Genomic DNA, 18,617 nt, shown 5'->3' with positions numbered 1-18,617 from the left:
AATTAAAGAATAAAAATCCTTTATTCTACTTCCAGAATTTTGAGGAATTCGCAGGCTTTCTCCGCCGCTAATTTTTCAGCCGATTTTTTATTAAAATCGCGTCCTAGACCACATACAACCCCATCTACAACAGCTTCGATACTAAACATCTTCGGAGATTCGCCCTCTGGATTATCCGTTTGTTGAAATAGAATTTCTTTACCTGTATGCTGGCACCATTCGATCAATCTACTCTTGAAATTAGTCTCGGTCTGTTCCAATAGCTGGATATCGACATGTGGTTTAATAATACGGTTCAGAAGAAAGCTCTTCGTGAAGACATAACCTTTGTCCAGATACACTGCACCGATCAGCGCCTCAAATGCATCTCCTAGTAAAGATCCCTGTTTATTGGGGAAGCTGATCATCCGGGCATCGAACTGTATCATTTCATTGAATCCTAGTTTTCTGGAAAGCTGATTCAAATTTGCTCGGCTCACGATTTTGGAACGCATTTCAGTCAGGAAACCTTCGTCTTTATAAGGATATTTCTTGAATAACAATTCGGCAACGACTGAACCCAAAACAGCATCGCCCAAAAATTCTAGACGTTCGTTACTATTCTTAGCCCCTTCTTTGATTGTTACTGCAACAGACTTATGTCTAAATGCCATCTTGTACAAATGCACATTTCCGGGAATAAAACCTAAAAGGTTTTTTAGTTTTTTAACATATTCCCGATCCGGCGAAATATATAACTTGTATATCCTTGAAAAAGGCATCTCATCTAAAAATAAGGCGACAAGTTCTAATTAAAGAACCTGTCGCTAGCTCATATTACCAAACCATGTTTGAAGGATCAAACATTAAGCTTTATATTTTTTTACAATCACGGTAGCATTGTGGCCACCGAATCCAAATGTATTACTCAACGCCGCATTCACTGTACGTTTTTGCGCTTTGTTGAATGTAAAATTCAGTTTATTATCAATTTCAGGATCATCTGTGAAGTGATTGATTGTCGGTGGGACAATATCATTTTGCACAGCTAAAATAGAAGCAATCGTTTCGATAGCGCCCGCAGCACCCAAAAGGTGTCCTGTCATTGATTTCGTTGAACTGATATTCAATTTATAGGCGTGTTCGCCAAACAGGTCAACAATAGCTTTCGTTTCACTGATATCGCCGACCGGTGTAGACGTTCCATGGACATTGATATAATCAATATCTGAAAAATTCAGACCTGCATCATTGACAGCCATTGTCATGGCCAGCTTAGCGCCCAATCCTTCTGGATGCGAAGCTGTGATATGATGTGCATCGGCACTCATTCCACCACCTGCAACCTCTGCATAGATTTTTGCGCCACGTGCCAAGGCATGCTCTAAACTTTCTAAGATCAAGGCACCTGAACCTTCACCCGAAACAAAACCATCTCTATCTTTATCAAAAGGACGAGAAGCTGTCTTGGGATCATCATTTCTTGTTGACAAAGCATGCATAGCGTTGAATCCACCGATTCCAGCCTCATTGACCGTCGCTTCAGATCCACCCGTAACAATTACATCTGCTTTTCCCATACGAATATAGTTAAAAGCATCAATCATTGCATTGGTAGCAGAGGCACAGGCCGATACTGCTGAAAAGTTAGGACCACGAAGGCCATGACGCATTGAAATATGTCCTGGAGCAATATCGACGAGCATTTTAGGAATGAAAAAAGGATTGAAACGTGGTGTTCCATCTCCCTTTGCAAAGTTGGCAACTTCTTCTGTAAAAGTTGTCAGCCCCCCAATTCCTGAGCCCCATATAACTCCGATACGATTTGTATCTAATTTTTCAAAATCTAAGCCAGCATCTTTAATTGCCTCATCAGTAGACGCAATTGCATACTGTACAAAAGGATCGACTTTACGAGCTTCTTTACGATCCATAAAATCATGTGGATCAAACCCCTTTACCTCACACGCAAACTGAGTTTTGAATTTTGACGCATCAAAATGCGTAATAGGAGCAGCTCCGCTTACACCATTTATTAACGCCTCCCAGTAAGCTGGAACGGTATTACCAATTGGTGTAAGGGCGCCTAATCCTGTTACTACTACTCTTTTAAGCTCCATTTATTACGATTAGCCTAATTAAATTAGTTAGTTAACGTTTTTTTCTAAATAAGCGATTGCTTGACCAACAGTACCAATAGTCTCTGCTTGGTCATCAGGAATAGCAACGTTGAATTCTTTTTCAAACTCCATGATCAACTCAACAGTGTCAAGTGAATCAGCACCTAAATCATTAGTGAATGAAGCTTCTGGTGTTACTTCGTTTTCGTCTACACCTAATTTTTCAACGATAATTGCTTTTACTCTTGAAGCGATATCTGACATGATTTTATAGTTTAATTGTTTAATAAATCTGTGCAAAGAAAAATAAATTTCATCAAAATTCAAACCTAAATTGATATTTAGATGAAAGTCACCATGTTAGGCGACCGAACTTATTCGCGTCTTATACTAGCTAACCCACTCTATATTAACTTAGTTCAAGTATAACAAAAATTATTTTGTATTCCAAACGCTCAGCTAATTAACTCAAATTTTACACAAAAAGTATATTCCCAGCTTAAAATTATTAGTACCTTCGTTAGTATAAGCACATATATTTTAGGAACAAAGTGGTCAATAAGTTAGTAGCAAGGTTAGACATGGACATGGATGAAGAGTTGGATTTCACCCTACTCGCCATCACCTGTCCCCTGAAAGATTACCGTCTCTGCCATTTTATCAACAAAGTGACAAACCTGAATTTTTCCAGAGGCAAAGAAAGTAAATATGATCATGATGGCCGCCCGAAAAATAAATCGGAAGAAGAACTTGAATATCATATCATCTTTGACGCTAAGAAAAAAATTAGCTATCACTTCACCGCTTTTCATTACTTTAGTCCAGATTCGGATACTGAATATTTTCTTATTAACAACAAAAGTATTGAGGGAACCTTTTTAATCCCCGAAAACCCCCATTTTGATTTTTTTGTCATTATCAAAAATTACATCTGTGAAGAGGATATTGAACATATAATCAAAAGGATCAGCAAATTACCCGAAGTGGTCATTGCAAAAGAAATATCACCAAAAATATTGAAATCTAAAGAAAATCTCATATTTTAGCAAACTGTAGGTTAGTGTAGCAAATACACCTAACTGTAAATCTAAATTAATTCGATTTAGTTTTGACAAAGACAACAATACAGCTTGCTGTTTGTTGTTATAAATGAAGAACATTAAAAATACAAAATAACAGATGGAAAAAGTTCAAAAAAGGACTAAAATTGTCGCAACATTAGGCCCTGCTTCGGCAGACAAACAAGTTTTGACCAACATGATTGCCAAAGGGGTTGATGTGTGTCGGTTGAATTTCTCTCATGGCAGCCAGGCCGATCACCTTAAGGTAATCGAAACTATAAATGCAATAAATAATGAAACCGGATTCAATGTTGCCATCTTAGCTGACTTACAAGGTCCAAAGATTCGGATCGGAAAAATGAAAGAAGGTGGTGCTGTTCTCGTAAATGGTTCAAAAGTTGAAATTACCACGCATGAACTCATTGGAGATGAAAACAGAATCTACATTACATACGAAAACTTTCCAAACGATGTTGAAGCTAACGAAATCATATTACTTGATGACGGAAAACTTCAACTTCGTGTTTTAGAGACCAACCATAAAGACACCGTTACATGTGAAGTGGTGCATGGTGGTATCCTTACTTCACGCAAAGGTGTAAACTTACCAAACACCAAAGTATCTATTCCTTCCTTGACTGAAGAGGATTTGGACAACTTGAACTTCGCTTTAGAACATGGTGCTGATTGGATTGCAATGTCATTTGTTCGTTCGGCAGAGGATATTGCACAATGTAAAAAAATCATCGCCGAAAAAGGAAGTCATGCCCGTGTAATCGCGAAAATAGAGAAACCGGAGGCAATCGAAAACATCGATGCAATCATCGAGGCGACAGACGCTGTCATGGTCGCTCGTGGTGACTTGGGTGTTGAACTTCCAATGGAAGAGGTACCGGGACTTCAGAAGATCATCGTTCAAAAATGTAGAGATCTTTCAAAACCTGTCATTATTGCTACGCAAATGCTAGAGAGCATGATTACGACACCTCGTCCTACGCGTGCGGAAGTAAACGATGTTGCCAATTCGGTATTGGATGGCGCAGATGCAGTGATGCTGAGCGGCGAGACTTCTGTCGGTGAGTTTCCAGAGATCGTAATCGAAACAATGAGTAAGATTATCATCCACGTGGAACAAACTTCTTATCCTTATTATAATGAGAAAGTTAGTGAAATCCACGACGGAACGCTTATTCCAGATGCTATTTGTGCTTCCTCAGTTTACCTTGCTCAAAAAACAAATGCTTCAGCAATCGCTGTCTTGACTTCTTCTGGAGCAACGGCATTTGAAATTACGAGCTACAGACCGAATGTAGATATCCTGGTGTTTACAGGAACACAGAAGCTATTGAAACAATTAAGTTTGCTTTGGGGTGTGAAAACATTCATCTATGACAAATTTGAGAGTACAGATGGTTCTATCCATGATGTCAATAAATTTATCGTCAAAAACAATTACGTTAAACCGGGATCGATTATTATTAATACGGCATCCACTCCGCTAATCGAAAAGGGTAAAACAAATACAATCCGTGTTTCTCAGCTGTAAGAAACAGGACCATTAAAAAGAAAGGCATTCACTTCACGCGAATGCCTTTCTTTTTTGCTGAGATACTGTCAGTACCTTATTGAGATTCATTTTTTTTAAGCCATCACTTACTGATTATTTTTATTCAGCAGAAGAAATCTCTTTAGTCGCCTTCACAGCTAATAAGGTCTGAGCAAGTGGTTATAGTGTTATTTCTTAGGGTATAGCGAATCAATCTTCAATTTGAAATCCTTCACTTTTAAGCTATCTTCCAACAACTTAAACCGCGATGTATCCTGTACTGATTTCCTTCGTTTAGAAGACTTTTCCGTTCCCGGCATTGGAGCTAGACTATCGAGTTTCTTGAATTTCTGGACAGGCATTTTATACTTGGCTGATGTCGTATCTAACCCAAGGACGGGCATCTTGGAAGGTTTATCCTGAAGTAATGGGCGGTGCTCCTTCAATTTAACCTGACCAAAGGCAATCCCCACCGTAAAAGATAATGCCAATGATAATACGTAAGTTTTCATAACATAATCTATTTTAACCCCTAATTTACAACAAGATCACCAAGATCTAAAGCATTTGCTGTTAAACATTGTTAAAACAGCTCCAAAACGGACTAGCATCTTTATATTTGTAACAATTCAGGTAAAGTAGAAGATGGAATGTAGGAATGGCTCAAAATCACAGGATTTCATGGGCTCATGATGCGAGTGAGAACATATATTTACAAAACATAATTTCATGAAGAAAAATAGTATTGTATTAATCATTGGACTAATGTCTTTAGCGCTAATTGGAGTATTGGCTATGCAATTCTATTTTCTACGAGATTCCTATCGCCAAAAGTCACAGCTCTTTGATGAATCGGTCAATGCTGCCCTTACTGCTGTCGCAGGAAAGCTTGAGCGGCGTGAGGTCGTGGATTTCGCAAAGGTGCAACAGGAACGTAATATTGAAAAATCCAAACAGGAACAGGCCAAACAACAACTACTAACCGAGCAGCTCCAGCTCCAAACTCAGATTGAGGATCTAAGAGGCAAATTAAATCGGGTCTATCAAAAATTTAAGGCCCAGGAAGATCGGCTAAACAGACTTTACCCGAATATTATCTATATTGACAATTGGTTTTATGAGACTTACGTAAGAAGACCACAGTATCAAGATCTCGTAGAAATTTCCATTGTAAAAAAACCGACTTCCACCCCGCTCTATTATGAAGAGCAAATCGAGGTAAATGCGATCAAACCAATTCCACGGATTGAAGCTAAAGATGACAGTACCAGATTTCTTGTCGTCCATTTTGACGATTTAAAAAGATTGGTAGGAAGAGATCTATTTGTACTTCCGCCAAGATCAGATCCCAAATTATCACAAAAGATCTTTGAGCTAGAAATCAAATTAAATAAGCTATCGAAAAAAAATGCAGGACAGGGCTTTAATGTTTATGACTCTGTCGCCATGCTTGGTGGAAAAAAGGCAGACTACATCGAGGATGTTGCCATCGGTATGGAGCTCGCTAAAAGACCACTTAAAGATCGCTTGAACATTATTATTGTTCAGGAACTCCTGAAGGAAGAGTTGGCCCAACGTGATATCAAAGTACCCTTTAACATAGAAATATGGAGCACAAGCAATATTTTGCTAAATAATATTCTCAACGAAGCGGAATTAAACAGCTCTAAAAATACAACAAAATATTCTACTGCTCTTTTTAAGGGCGATATTGGAGCCGCACCAGGAAAACTTACTATTTATTTCCCTAATAAAAAAGCGATCATAGCGGACAACATGAGTTATTTACTGCTGCCCATGCTCGCCTTGCTGTTTCTATTGGTCGGATGTTTTGCATATACGCTTATTATTATCTTTAGGCAAAAGAAAGTCTCTGAGATGAAAACTGACTTCATCAATAACATGACCCATGAGTTTAAAACACCGGTGGCCACAATCATGATTGCCAGTGAATCACTCAAAGATCCTGATATCAATGCTGACCATAAACGCGTACAGAAGTTGGCCAACATCATATACGATGAGAATGTTCGTCTCGGGAACCATATTGAGCGGGTATTAGATTTAGCAAAACTTGAAAAAGAAACATTGAAACTTGACCGTGAAGATGTTCATATCAATGACCTTGTAGCCGCTGTTACAGACAGTATGCAGCTCCGGATGCAGAACATTGGCGGAAAATTCAGTGTCGATCTCGCTGCAACAAAGGATATTGTTGTCGGAGATGAACTGCATTTCTCCAATGTATTTTACAACTTAATCGACAATGCAATTAAGTACAGCAAAGGAGATCTACATGTAAATATCAGTTCTAAAAATATTGGCGACAATATTGTTATCACCATTGCCGACAATGGAATCGGGATGAGCCGGGATCATTTACAAAAGATATTTGATCAATTTTATCGTATTCCCACCGGAAATGTGCACAATGTCAAAGGCTTTGGCTTGGGCTTAAGTTATGTACAGGATATATTGAGAAGACTCAATGGAAGAATCACTGTAAAAAGTGAAAAAGATAAGGGCACAACCTTTGAAGTAATTTTACCCTTAAAAAAATAACACGTTCCTTTTTTGTATATTCAGGGAACATTAGTGAAAATTAATAGATTCATTATGCAAAAGATATTATTAGCAGAGGATGATCCCAATTTGGGGGATCTTTTAAAGGACTATCTCGAATTAAAGGGAAAATTTGACGTTACACTCTGTACCGATGGAGACGAAGCCGTTTCCCAGTTCAAAAAAAATGATTATGATTTATGCATTTTCGATGTCATGATGCCAAAAAAAGACGGTTTTACCGTGGGCCGTGAGATCAGAAAAACAAATAGCACCGTACCGATCATCTTCGCCACTGCAAAAGGGATGATGGAGGACAAGACAGAAGCTTTTGAATTAGGTGGAGATGATTATATCACAAAGCCCTTCCGTGTTGAAGAGTTACTTCTTCGGATAAATGCCTTATTAAAACGCAGTGTCAGGGACAAAGAAGATGAAGTAGTCGCGGATAAGTTTGAAATTGGAGATTACTTCTTCGATTATACAAGTCAGCAGATTTCCTATAAAGGTCAGACACAAAAGCTTTCGACCAAAGAAGCCGAACTACTTCGCTTGCTTTGTTTGAAAAAGAATGATGTATTGACCCGTGAAGAAGCTTTATTAAAAATATGGCATGATGACAACTATTTCACCGGAAGAAGTATGGATGTATTTCTCAGCAAACTTCGTAAATATCTAAAAGAAGACAGCAAGGTTGAAATCGTCAATGTACACGGGAAAGGTTACAAACTCCTGGTGAGCTAAGGGCATGGAGGGTGGGATGCCAAGTATGGATTCCACCCTCGTTTCCAATGAAAAGAAACAAATAAAACCTTTCTATCCTTAGTAGAATATAAAAAATAGATGCACTTTTATAAAAAATTTGCATATCAAAAAGAAATGTGCTAACTTAGCGTCGCTTATAGAGAAAGGCAGAGGGAATAGACCCGATGAAGCCTTAGCAACCTGTCCCTTGACAAGGTGCTAAATTCTACCCTACTTGACATGGGAATGATAAGCCGAAGTCACCGAATTCTAGTGTGTCCTTCTCTCTAGCAAGAAATATAGTTGAAAAAGAAATATTAAAAACATTATTATGTTATTGACTAACAATTTAGGTTACCCTCGTGTGGGCGCGTTCCGCGAATTGAAAAAAGCCAATGAGGCCTATTGGGCTAAAAAATCTTCTGTTGAGGAATTATTGGACACTGCAAAAAAAATTCGTGAAGGCAATTGGAAAACACAAAAAGATGCTGGAATAGATTTGATTCCTTCCAACGACTTCTCTTTTTACGATCAGGTATTGGATTTAACCCTTACTGTTGGTGCAATTCCTGCCCGTTACCATTCTTTGTTGAATAAAGTAGACAACAACTACAGCTTAGACTTATATTTTGCAATGGCACGCGGTTTCCAACAAGAGGGAATTGACGTAACTGCAATGGAAATGACCAAGTGGTTGGATACCAATTACCACTACATGGTTCCAGAATTCACAAAAGATCAAGAATTCAAATTGACTTCAGAGAAATTCTTAAACGAATACAACGAAGCAAAATCATTGGGTATTGAGACAAAACCAGTATTACTTGGCCCAATCACTTACCTTTTGATCGGTAAAGAAAAAGAAGCTGGTTTCGACCGTATCGACCTATTGGACAAATTGGTTCCTGTATATGAGGAGATCTTGTCTAAATTGGCTGAAGCTGGTGCACAATATGTTCAGATCGATGAGCCTTTCCTGGCTTTGGATTTAGACGCCAAAGTAAAAGCATTATACCAACCTACGTTTGAGAAATTAGCTGCAGCGGCAAAAAACATCAAATTGATCGCGACAACTTACTTCGAAGCGTTAAAAGACAACGAAGACATCGCTGTCAACTTGCCAATCCATGCTTTACACCTGGATCTTGTACGTGGCGAAAACCAATTGGATACCGTTTTAGCGAAAGTTCCGGCATCATTGACATTATCTTTGGGTATTGTTGAAGGCCGTAACATCTGGAAAAACGATTACGAAAAGTCGTTGGTTAAAATCAAACAGGCAGTTGATGCTTTAGGAAAAGACCGCGTTTGGATTGCTCCTTCTTCCTCTTTATTGCACGTTCCTTTTGACTTGGACAATGAGCACAATGAGCAATCATTACCTGCTGAAGTTAAAAACTGGTTAGCATTTGCAAAACAAAAATTAGCTGAGGTAAAAGATCTAGCGGTCTTAGCTGAAGGTGAAGTTGATGCCGAAACAGCAAAACGTTTTGAAGCAAACAAAGCAGCAGCTGAAAGCCGCCGTACTTCTCCATTGATCCACAAGCCAGAGGTAAAAGAGCGTACAAGCAACATCACTGATGATGATGCAAAACGTACATCTGTTTTTGCTGAACGTAAAGCAGCTCAACAGGCTAAATTTAACTTACCAGCATTCCCTACAACAACAATCGGATCTTTCCCACAAACAAAAGATGTACGTAAATGGAGAGCTGATTTGAAAAAAGGAGCGATCACACAAGAAGAATACGATAAAGCGATTGCCGAAGAGACTGAAAATACAATCCGTCTTCAAGAGCAATTGGATATCGACGTATTGGTGCACGGTGAGTTCGAGCGTAATGACATGGTTGAATACTTCGGCGAGCAATTGGCTGGATACGCTTTCACACAAAACGGTTGGGTACAATCTTACGGTTCACGCTGTGTTAAACCTCCAATTATTTATGGTGATGTGTACCGTCCAAACGATATGACAGTACGTTGGTCTTCATACGCCCAATCATTGACTAACCGTCCGGTTAAAGGGATGTTGACTGGTCCTGTAACAATCTTACAATGGTCTTTCGTACGTAACGACCAACCGCGATCAACAACAACTTACCAAATTGCATTAGCAATCCTGGATGAAGTACAAGCCTTAGAAAAAGCAGGCATCAAAATCATTCAGATCGATGAGCCAGCTATCCGCGAGGGATTACCATTGCGTAAAGCAGATCAAAAAGATTACCTGAACTGGGCTGTACGCGCATTCCGTGTTTCTTCATCCAATGTTGAAGATGATACGCAGATCCACACACACATGTGTTACTCTGAGTTCAACAATGTGATCGAAGATATCGCTGCAATGGACGCTGATGTTATCACGATCGAAACTTCACGTTCACAAATGAAATTATTGAATGCTTTCGCTGGAGATTTCAAATATCCAAACGATATCGGTCCTGGTGTTTATGACATCCACTCACCACGCGTACCAAGCAAGGACGAAATGGTAGACCTGTTGCGCAAAGCAAAAGCAGTAGTTCCTGCGGAACAACTTTGGGTTAACCCTGACTGTGGTTTGAAAACTCGTGCTTGGCCTGAAACTAAAGCCGCTTTAGAATCTATGGTTGAAGCTGCAAAAATCCTAAGAGCAGAATAATTCTTAAACTATATTGATAAAAGCCCAAGATGAAATTTCATCTTGGGCTTCTTTTTTTGACTACATTTATTCGGAATCAAGCGTCTTAGTCACTTATTTATTTCGTTTAGTATACGTTTTATTCATCTCCAATTTGCTTTTGATCCGATCTTCGATAGACTTTATAGTGCTGGACAGGCTACTGTTGAGATTATCCATCTTGGCCATTTTGATAATTTTTAAAGCCTTTTTGAATTTTCTCAATTTTTCGAATAGCAGGGCTTTCTTGATCCAGATTTCGGTCAAAGGCATGCCCGGCAAGGTCAAAGCAAATTTAATCGTCTTTTTCGCAGCGTCATATTCTCCCATATCAATCAATGTCTGAATGAAATAAGGATACACTTCCAGTGCTTGCACATTATACGCCAAAGCTTCCTGGAAATACTTCTTTGCCTGTTCATAATCAAATAATTGTTCCGAATACACCCTTCCCATTAAGCATAATGCCATAGTGTTGGATTCATCGTATGATAAGGCATAAGATAAGGATTCTAATGTACCTTCCAGATAATACGGATAATTATCCAATGCCTGAAGGACATATTTATTCACTGAATTCATTGTGTTTTTTAAATATTACATGAGTGTTAAGCTTCTTTGAGGCTATCTTTAGCCTAACAGATGCCATTTCCTTTTTATCGGTTAGATCGTCTCTAACGATCTCTTGGCGGCGATACAGACATAATCCGATGTCATATTACAAGTGCCAATAGTAGTCCGGAAAAGAAGATTAGGAGAGTGCAGTATTCCGGAGAATATGCCCAAGCCACTTCTTAGGGGACGAAGTCGGGTTTTTTAGTATAGCAAACATATTCTTCCGTTTTTTTATTTTATATTAATACCTTATTACGTTACAAAGATTCAAAATATTTATCAAATTAAAAAATATTTGATTATTAACCACTTACAAACACCTTTTATTATTGGCATATTATTGTCATATCGTTTTTTTTAAAATCATCAAGCTTTTATCCATTTTCGTTTTATGGAAAGTCAAACAGTAAATCAACGCATTAAACAATCGAGAAAGCGCAGAGGACTGACACAACAGGATCTCGCCAATCAAGCCGGTCTATCTTTAAGAACAGTACAACGAATCGAAAAGGGTACAGAAGAGATCAGTGGTTTCAGTTTAAGACAAATCAGCCAGGTTTTAGAAATTCCTTTAGAACAATTAATTATGCCAAATGTAAACCAAATCAGTATTGACAACAATCAAAGCGGAAGTATAAAGGCACTTTATCTAGCTTCTTTAACTTTTCTGGTCAACCCGCTATTAGGTCTGTTAGTTCCAGCCATTATAGGCTACACCAAGCAAAATAAAGATGCCCAATACAGCATGCATCTGAAAAAGATCATCATCATACATACCACCGGTCTTTTATTTCTCGGCGCCTTTATAGGTTATATTCTTGCTGCAGATTTTTTAAAAATTGGGTTGCCTTCATCTTTAAATTACATCTTTAACAGTTGGCTTTTTCTGCTAATCCCCGTATGCTATTACGTCGTGATTATCATTTTTACAGGAGTGAACTATTTTCGAATTAAAGGATCCGATGTAAGTCAAGATTAACCTGGTATTCAGCTTGCGCGAATCGATATTCATGATACGTGCAAGCTGAAAATACAGCTGTGAATAGATTTTATAAAATCAGAAGACCTCTTTCTTCCAAAAGAAAGAATAGAAGAAAGAAAGCTTAAAAGAGTCTTATCATGGCTTCTTTTGGACAATCAATACCCAGTCATTTTCTAGCATGAGGTAACCCATCTCATAGATAAATTTATAGGTTTGCCCTTTATTATTAGCAAATGTATGTGTGTGGAATTTGAAATCAAAACCCAGTCTTTTTAATTTTTCACCTTGTACCTTTGTCATCCCCTTCTCCTCCTCCTTCAGTACCTCCAGTAGAATACGCCGGTTCTTCCGTAGGATATTATTTACATTACGAACGAGATTAGTTTGATCACTATTCAGTTTATTGTTATATGCGTTCCGGCAAGAGTCATCACAGAAGCGTTTGTCCGATCTTCCTCTTATATTTTGTCCACATTCCAGACAGGCCTTTTCCATAGTGTTTAGTATAAGTTAAACGACAACAAACGGTTACAATCGACTATAGTCGAATACAAATGGTAAACAGACGATTATTATTTCAATTCCTACTCATCTTTGCTCAAGGTCATTCCACAGAAATTGATCGTTATGACCAATAACTAAAATAAGAATTATTAGAAACATTTAAAAATCAGACAACATGAGCACATTACGTAACAAAGTACAATTAATCGGTCATTTAGGAAATGATCCTGTCATCAAAACCACTTCAACAGGGACAATTTACTCTGTTTTACGGCTTGCCACAAATGATCTTTTCAAAAACAAAGCGGGTGAATGGGTTGAAGAAGTACAATGGCATACACTTGTTGTTTGGGGTAAGCAGAATAATACCATTGAAAAGAAATGTAGTCGTGGGACCAAACTGATGGTTGAAGGGAAACTGACCTATCGTAACTATGAAACTGCCGATGGAGAAAAAAGATATATTACTGAAATAAAAGTTGATAGCTTTTTGATTCTGTCAGATCAAACTTCCTCAAACGAGGATATCCCAGTACCACAAGAGCAGGATGAGGATGAGCTCCCGTTTTAATTTAGGGATAAAAAGAAAGTAGGACATCTAACGTTGTCCTACTTTCCGCTTATCTCAAAAAAATTATTTTGTTGCACTCGCAGTTAAATCTGCCGCTAGCTGTTGTGCCTCTGGATTGCTAAATTTAGGCAGGGCTGTAGTAGTGGTCGTTTCCGTCGTTGTTGTCTGTGCAACACCACCTTGAGTGTCAATCGTAGTGGTTGTATCTCTTAGTTTCAACTTTTTTGCTATCTGCATTATTATACTATATTCTTTCAAATTTACCGTACAATTTCCAAAAGTTTCCTTTCTCGGCTAATACAAAGTCGACTTTTTTCCAGGCATTTAATACCAGGCTTATTTCCCGCTCTGCCATTGTATATTTTCCAATAAAGAATTCTTCTGCCGAAAAATATAGGCCAAAAGCATCATGCAAAGTATGCAAGCTTTCGATATCAACTTCTTCAAAAAATAGAATAGACTGTGGCGTTACATTGAAATCACTGGGCACGGGAATCGAATCGGTATACGCTATCGCTATAATACGATTACGGCTTTGTAACGGAAACTCAATGATCGGAAGTTCATTGAGTTTGGAAACATACTTACAAGCATCTAGTAGTATCTCCCGTTCCAACAATGGAATGTGAAACAATCGCTTGCTCCCTACCGCAGGAGTATCGGGTTGAAAATAATCGTTAAAATTGAGAATCTCGTTTACAGATAAATTCTTTTCAATCAGATGCTGCACAGGAATGCCAAAATAATTTGCAATTTTTAAAACAATCTCGATTTTTGGTTCAGCACGCATCTCTTCATAAGATGAAATATTACCCCTAGTGAGATTAAAAACATCTCCAAAAGCCTGTTGACTCATTCCTTTCACTTTTCTCAGCTTCTTAATATTATTCCCTACGTTACTCATTTTAAAAAAAAATTAATTTTTTCTTGCAAAATATTTTTGCAATTCACTATCTTTATGCAAAGAATATGTGCAATATATAAAAAACTTGATTATGTACTTCTCAAAAATTGAAAATTATATCGCCAATATCGGTTATAACGTCACCCATAAGGATAAAAAAGAAGGTGTTTTTGTTATCGAAAACGAAGATGATGGTATTCGCAATCTCATTGTAGGGATCGCGCAGCCGATCATAATTTTTGAGCAGTACCTATTTACCATAAACCATGAGAACATGGACATGTTTAAATCCCTACTTATTAAAAATAGAGATATTATCCATGGCGGATTTGCTTTGACGGAGGATGGCAGCAAGGTCATATTCCGATATACGATGCAAATACATAACCTTGATCAAAATGAATTTGATGCAGCCATCAACTCGCTCAGCCTTTTGATCAGCGAGTATTATAATCAGTTAATTAGTTTTTCAAAATTATAGAATAATGAATATTTTTAAGAGAATTTTCAGAATCGGTCAAGCAGAAATCCACGCAGTAGTGGACAAAATGGAGGACCCCATCAAAATGACGGAACAAGGTATCCGTGAGATGAAAGAAGACCTGGAGCAATCGCTAGAAGCATATGCAAAAGTAAAGGCCTTAGCCATACGTACGCAGAATAACTGTGAAAAGAAAAAAGAAGAGGCCAATGAATTTGAAAACAAAGCCATTTTATTATTGCAAAAGGCTCAAAAAGGCGAGCTTTCTACTGAAAAAGCAGAGAGCTTAGCCAAAGAGGCCCTACTCTTGAAAAAGCAATTGTTGATCGAAGCCACTGAACTGGAAAAACAGGCGACAATTCACCAGAGTTCAGCAGAAGAATTGCATAAGAATGTGGATATACTTAAATTCAATATATCCAAATGGGAAAGCGAATTATCAACCTTAAAAGCAAGAGTTAAAGTATCCAATGCGGCTAAAATGGTTAACCGGCAACTGGCCAACATCGACTCTAACAGCACCATTTCTATGCTGGAGCGCATGAAAGAAAAGGTCGAAGAGGACGAGGCTTTGGCCAAAGCTTATGGTGAAATTGCAATGGGCAACAAAAGCAAGGTAGATGAAATCAATGAATCCATTGGTGGATCGGACTCTGTCAGTAGTGAACTGGAAGAATTAAAACGAAAACTAAATAACGATGCGCAGATTTGAGTATAAAACGATCAAGATCGAACCTAGCGGTTTCTGGGGAACCAAATTGGATCCAGAGAAAATCGACGAGATACTTAACGATCTAGGTAATCAGGGCTGGGAATTGGTTTCGATGCAAGACCTGGAGGTAAATGGTCATTCGTGGTCATTTCATTACACCTTCAAAAGAGAAAAAATTTAAAAGAAAAATACGATGACAGAATTAATCAATATCTTGTTCAACCCATTATCAAATGGCATCATGACTGTTCTGACAGGACTATCAGTAGTGTATTGGTTATTTATGTTCCTCATGGGCGATGGTGTGCATCTATTTGATGCAGATGCCGATGTAGATTTACACCCTACCCCCGATGTCAGCGATGTAGATGGTTCACATGATATTGATGCCGGCGGAACCGATCATCCACACCATCATACAGACTCTGACGCGCCTACCGAGCCGGGATTTTTTGCGAAAGCAATGGATTATATCAATGTTGGTAAAGTGCCGATTATGCTTATTGTAACCATGTTTAAATTCATTGGCTGGGTGCTTACTATTATATCCTCATTGTATATCGATGTAGCCTCCTGGGGAATAAAATCGGTATTGATCTTGATTCCTGTTTTTATCGTAACATTTTTCTTCATGCATTTTCTGACCAAACCCTTAGCTAGAATGTTCAAAAATATTGGTTACAATGGCGAAGAAAGCCATGATTTCCTTGGTCGCATGGGCAAAATGCGGGCAAGCATTGAAGGTAAAAAAATAGGTTCTGCTGAATTTGTCATCCAACAAGATCCGATCCGTCTCAATGTCGTGAGCCATAACGGCGAAAAGATCGGTTATGGGGATGATGTCATTATCGTGGACGAATCCAAGGACAAGAAATATTATTATGTCACTAAGGAAATCACCATAGACAATATTTAAAATTGATGAGCAAAACGAAACCATTTTGTCAGCTATAACCTTGCATAAGCAAAATCTAAATATGCATATCTAACTACTAAAATCTAAATAAATACTAATCATATGCTATATCAACCTCTTTTATTTTTAAGTGGCTTAAACGGAATTATATTGTTAATTGTCGGTTTAGCTGTCTTTTTAATTTTTGCATTCTTTGTTGTACTGAGTGCATTTTATAAAAAAATCCCGCAGGGAAAGGCTATCGTTCGGACAGGTGTCGGTGGAACAAAAGTTGCCTTCAACAAGGGCATGTATGTCGTCCCGGTTTTCCACAAGATGGAGATCATGGACATCTCCATCAAAAAAATTGAGATTGCCCGCATGCAAGGCGAAGGATTGATCTGTAAAGACAATATCCGTGCTGATATCAAGGTGGCCTTCTTTGTCCGTGTTAACAAAAATGTGGACGATGTGATCAACGTTGCCCAGAACTTGGGCTGTGATCGTGCTAGTGAGCCCGAAACTTTAAAGAGCATCTTTGAATCCAAATTTTCTGAAGCACTCAAGACTGTAGGTAAGAAATTTGACTTCATCGAATTGTATGAAGCCCGTCGTGAGTTCCGCGATGAGATCCTTGACATCATTGGTACAGACCTGAACGGCTATATCCTTGATGACTGTGCGATCGACTACCTGGAGCAGACAGATATCGAACATTTAAATCCCAACAATATCCTGGATAGCGAGGGCATCAAGAAAATCACCGAGCTGACAGCAAAACAGAATATCAATGCCAACTTCATCCGTCGTGACGAAGAGAAATTGATCAAAAAACAAAACGTAGAAGCACGCGAGGCAATCTTAGAACTGGATCGTCAGCTTGCCGAAAAAGAAGAAAAACAAAAACGCGAAATCGACAATATCAAGGCCCGTGAGGAAGCCGAAATAGCAAAGGTACGTGAAGAAGAGCGTTTGAAATATGAAAGTGTCCGCATCTCGACCGAAGAACAGCTGGCTGTACAGGAAGAAAATAAGCTACGTCAGATCATCATTGCTGAGAAAAACAAACAGCGTACAGATGCTGTCGAAGCGGAACGTGTGGAAAAAGATCGCGCGCTGGAGCAAACAGAACGTGAGCGTATCGTTACCCTAGCTCAGATAGACAAAGAGCGTTCAATTGAGACCGAAAAGAAAAGTATCCAGGGTGTGATCAAAGAACGCGTCCAATTGGAAAAAGGGGTCATTGAAGAACAACAAGGAGTCAAAGATATTGAAGTATTCCGTGAAGTAGAACGGAAGAAACAAGCCGGTGTTATTGCGGCATCACAAGAAGCCGAGGAGAAATTAATTTCTACGGTAAAAGCGGCTGAAGCAGCGAAAATTGCGGCAGAACAGGAAGCTGAGAAAAAAGTGATTGATGCCGAGGCAGCGCGTAAAATCGCTGAAAAACGTGCACAGGAATTATTAATAGACGCCGAAGCGAAAAAAGAAGCGTCGCTCAAAGAGGCCGAGAGCCGTAAGATCATAGCAGAAGCACAAGCGAAAGAAGAAGCCGCAATAGGTTTGTCGGAAGCCGAAGTAATGGTTGCAAAAGCCGAAGCCGAAGAAAAACAAGGTACTGTACAGGCAACAGTGATCGAGAAAAAAGCTGAAGCTATGCGTAAAGAAGGTTTAGCGCAGGCAGAAATCGTACGCGAAAAAGCACTTGCCGAAGCGAAAGGTATCGAAGAGAAAGCCGAAGCCATGAAAAAACTGGACGGTGTGGGTAAAGACCATGAAGAGTTCAAATTACAGTTACAGAAAGAACGTGACATCGAACTCGCACAGATCAACATCCAAAAAGATATCGCTCAAGCACAGGCAGGAGTATTGTCCGAGGCACTTAAAACAGCGAAGATCGACATCGTCGGCGGTGAAACCATGTTCTTCGAAAACATTGTACGTCAGGTGTCCAATGCCAAAGGTTTTGATCATCTGATCGATAACTCCAAACATGCGACCGATATCAAGAACTCATTGCTGGGACCAGACGGGAAAGGTGATCTTGCTGAAAAAGTACGTGGGCTCGCAGATAAATATGGGATTTCATCCAATGACATCAAAAATTTAACCGTTTCTGCAGCCTTGATCAAATTGCAACAAGCGGCTACAGATGCAGAGAACAGTGAAGATGCTAGTTTTATCAATTCCCTATTTGGGTTGGCAAAAAACTTAGGCATTTCCAATAAAAAGCTGTAACTACATCCATTATCTTGAGCCTTGTAAAGCTTCAAATCTTA

General features: G+C 38.8%; 20 protein-coding genes and 1 riboswitch. Of the genes, 12 read left to right on the top strand and 8 right to left on the bottom strand.

The window, feature by feature from the left end:
• Window positions 1-20: 20 nt before the first annotated feature.
• The 3 genes from rnc to ABDW32_RS18335 all read right to left on the bottom strand — a co-directional run bounded on the left by rnc (window position 21) and on the right by ABDW32_RS18335 (window position 2,363).
• Entirely contained in the window at window positions 21-761 is a 741-nt protein-coding gene (gene rnc / locus ABDW32_RS18345; RefSeq protein ID WP_343565016.1) for a ribonuclease III, read from the bottom strand.
• Between the two features lie 84 nt (window positions 762-845).
• Window positions 846-2,099, bottom strand: a complete 1,254-nt coding sequence (gene fabF, locus ABDW32_RS18340) for a beta-ketoacyl-ACP synthase II (protein WP_077438147.1) — start codon at window positions 2,097-2,099, stop codon at window positions 846-848.
• A 27-nt stretch (window positions 2,100-2,126) separates the two neighbouring features.
• A complete protein-coding gene (locus ABDW32_RS18335) occupies window positions 2,127-2,363 on the bottom strand; it encodes an acyl carrier protein (RefSeq protein WP_028070665.1) in 237 nt (78 codons plus the stop codon).
• 317 nt (window positions 2,364-2,680) lie between these two features.
• On the opposite strand from ABDW32_RS18335, the gene ABDW32_RS18330 reads away from it, so the two are divergent.
• Complete coding sequence (locus ABDW32_RS18330; RefSeq protein WP_343565014.1) at window positions 2,681-3,145, top strand: IPExxxVDY family protein; 465 nt, start codon at window positions 2,681-2,683, stop codon at window positions 3,143-3,145.
• A 133-nt stretch (window positions 3,146-3,278) separates the two neighbouring features.
• Window positions 3,279-4,706: a pyruvate kinase gene (gene pyk, locus ABDW32_RS18325; protein ID WP_343565013.1), complete on the top strand. Its 1,428-nt coding sequence runs from the start codon at window positions 3,279-3,281 to the stop codon at window positions 4,704-4,706.
• 188 nt (window positions 4,707-4,894) lie between these two features.
• Here the strand turns inward: pyk and ABDW32_RS18320 are convergent, their stop codons facing one another.
• Window positions 4,895-5,218, bottom strand: coding sequence for a hypothetical protein (locus tag ABDW32_RS18320; protein WP_343565011.1), 324 nt, complete (start codon window positions 5,216-5,218; stop codon window positions 4,895-4,897).
• Window positions 5,219-5,435: 217 nt separating this feature from the next.
• Between ABDW32_RS18320 and ABDW32_RS18315 the strand changes: the two genes are divergently transcribed.
• The 3 genes from ABDW32_RS18315 (at window position 5,436) to metE (ending at window position 10,656) form a co-directional block, all read left to right on the top strand.
• On the top strand, window positions 5,436-7,268 hold the full coding sequence (locus ABDW32_RS18315; protein ID WP_343565009.1) for a HAMP domain-containing sensor histidine kinase: 1,833 nt from the start codon (window positions 5,436-5,438) through the stop codon (window positions 7,266-7,268).
• A gap of 54 nt (window positions 7,269-7,322) precedes the next feature.
• Entirely contained in the window at window positions 7,323-8,012 is a 690-nt protein-coding gene (locus tag ABDW32_RS18310) for a response regulator transcription factor (RefSeq protein ID WP_343565007.1), read from the top strand.
• Window positions 8,013-8,164: 152 nt separating this feature from the next.
• A riboswitch (SAM riboswitch) is annotated at window positions 8,165-8,268 on the top strand.
• 75 nt (window positions 8,269-8,343) lie between these two features.
• On the top strand, window positions 8,344-10,656 hold the full coding sequence (gene metE / locus ABDW32_RS18305) for a 5-methyltetrahydropteroyltriglutamate--homocysteine S-methyltransferase (protein ID WP_343565005.1): 2,313 nt from the start codon (window positions 8,344-8,346) through the stop codon (window positions 10,654-10,656).
• Between the two features lie 93 nt (window positions 10,657-10,749).
• On the opposite strand, the gene ABDW32_RS18300 is transcribed toward metE, so the two are convergent.
• The gene (locus tag ABDW32_RS18300) at window positions 10,750-11,256 is read right to left on the bottom strand and encodes a tetratricopeptide repeat protein (RefSeq protein ID WP_343565003.1); all 507 of its coding nucleotides are present in this window, start codon (window positions 11,254-11,256) and stop codon (window positions 10,750-10,752) included.
• Window positions 11,257-11,680: 424 nt separating this feature from the next.
• Here ABDW32_RS18300 and ABDW32_RS18295 point away from each other — a divergent pair, with 424 nt between their 5' ends.
• Window positions 11,681-12,268, top strand: coding sequence for a helix-turn-helix transcriptional regulator (locus ABDW32_RS18295; RefSeq protein WP_343565001.1), 588 nt, complete (start codon window positions 11,681-11,683; stop codon window positions 12,266-12,268).
• A 138-nt stretch (window positions 12,269-12,406) separates the two neighbouring features.
• Here the strand turns inward: ABDW32_RS18295 and ABDW32_RS18290 are convergent, their stop codons facing one another.
• Window positions 12,407-12,766 carry a hypothetical protein gene (locus ABDW32_RS18290; protein WP_343564999.1) on the bottom strand — a complete coding sequence of 120 codons (360 nt, stop codon included), beginning with the start codon at window positions 12,764-12,766 and terminating at the stop codon, window positions 12,407-12,409.
• Between the two features lie 184 nt (window positions 12,767-12,950).
• Here ABDW32_RS18290 and ssb point away from each other — a divergent pair, with 184 nt between their 5' ends.
• On the top strand, window positions 12,951-13,346 hold the full coding sequence (ssb, locus tag ABDW32_RS18285) for a single-stranded DNA-binding protein (RefSeq protein WP_343564997.1): 396 nt from the start codon (window positions 12,951-12,953) through the stop codon (window positions 13,344-13,346).
• Window positions 13,347-13,409: 63 nt separating this feature from the next.
• Here ssb and ABDW32_RS18280 read toward each other — a convergent pair whose 3' ends face one another.
• Window positions 13,410-13,583, bottom strand: coding sequence for a hypothetical protein (locus ABDW32_RS18280; protein ID WP_343564995.1), 174 nt, complete (start codon window positions 13,581-13,583; stop codon window positions 13,410-13,412).
• A gap of 7 nt (window positions 13,584-13,590) precedes the next feature.
• A complete protein-coding gene (locus ABDW32_RS18275) occupies window positions 13,591-14,250 on the bottom strand; it encodes a helix-turn-helix transcriptional regulator (protein WP_343564993.1) in 660 nt (219 codons plus the stop codon).
• A 91-nt stretch (window positions 14,251-14,341) separates the two neighbouring features.
• On the opposite strand from ABDW32_RS18275, the gene ABDW32_RS18270 reads away from it, so the two are divergent.
• The 5 genes from ABDW32_RS18270 to ABDW32_RS18250 all read left to right on the top strand — a co-directional run bounded on the left by ABDW32_RS18270 (window position 14,342) and on the right by ABDW32_RS18250 (window position 18,576).
• Entirely contained in the window at window positions 14,342-14,731 is a 390-nt protein-coding gene (locus tag ABDW32_RS18270) for a molecular chaperone Tir (protein WP_343564991.1), read from the top strand.
• Between the two features lie 4 nt (window positions 14,732-14,735).
• A complete protein-coding gene (locus ABDW32_RS18265; RefSeq protein ID WP_343564989.1) occupies window positions 14,736-15,443 on the top strand; it encodes a PspA/IM30 family protein in 708 nt (235 codons plus the stop codon).
• Complete coding sequence (locus tag ABDW32_RS18260; protein WP_343564987.1) at window positions 15,430-15,624, top strand: DUF4177 domain-containing protein; 195 nt, start codon at window positions 15,430-15,432, stop codon at window positions 15,622-15,624. Before ABDW32_RS18265 ends, ABDW32_RS18260 begins: the two co-directional genes overlap by 14 nt.
• Window positions 15,625-15,636: 12 nt before the next feature.
• A complete protein-coding gene (locus ABDW32_RS18255; RefSeq protein ID WP_343564985.1) occupies window positions 15,637-16,359 on the top strand; it encodes a hypothetical protein in 723 nt (240 codons plus the stop codon).
• A gap of 102 nt (window positions 16,360-16,461) precedes the next feature.
• Entirely contained in the window at window positions 16,462-18,576 is a 2,115-nt protein-coding gene (locus ABDW32_RS18250; RefSeq protein ID WP_343564983.1) for a flotillin family protein, read from the top strand.
• Window positions 18,577-18,617: the final 41 nt, after the last annotated feature.

The organism is Sphingobacterium sp. (assembly GCF_039596235.1).
Taxonomy (GTDB): domain Bacteria; phylum Bacteroidota; class Bacteroidia; order Sphingobacteriales; family Sphingobacteriaceae; genus Sphingobacterium.
Note: the sequence above shows the minus strand (reverse complement) of the source record. Positions and strands in the feature narration are given on the sequence as shown.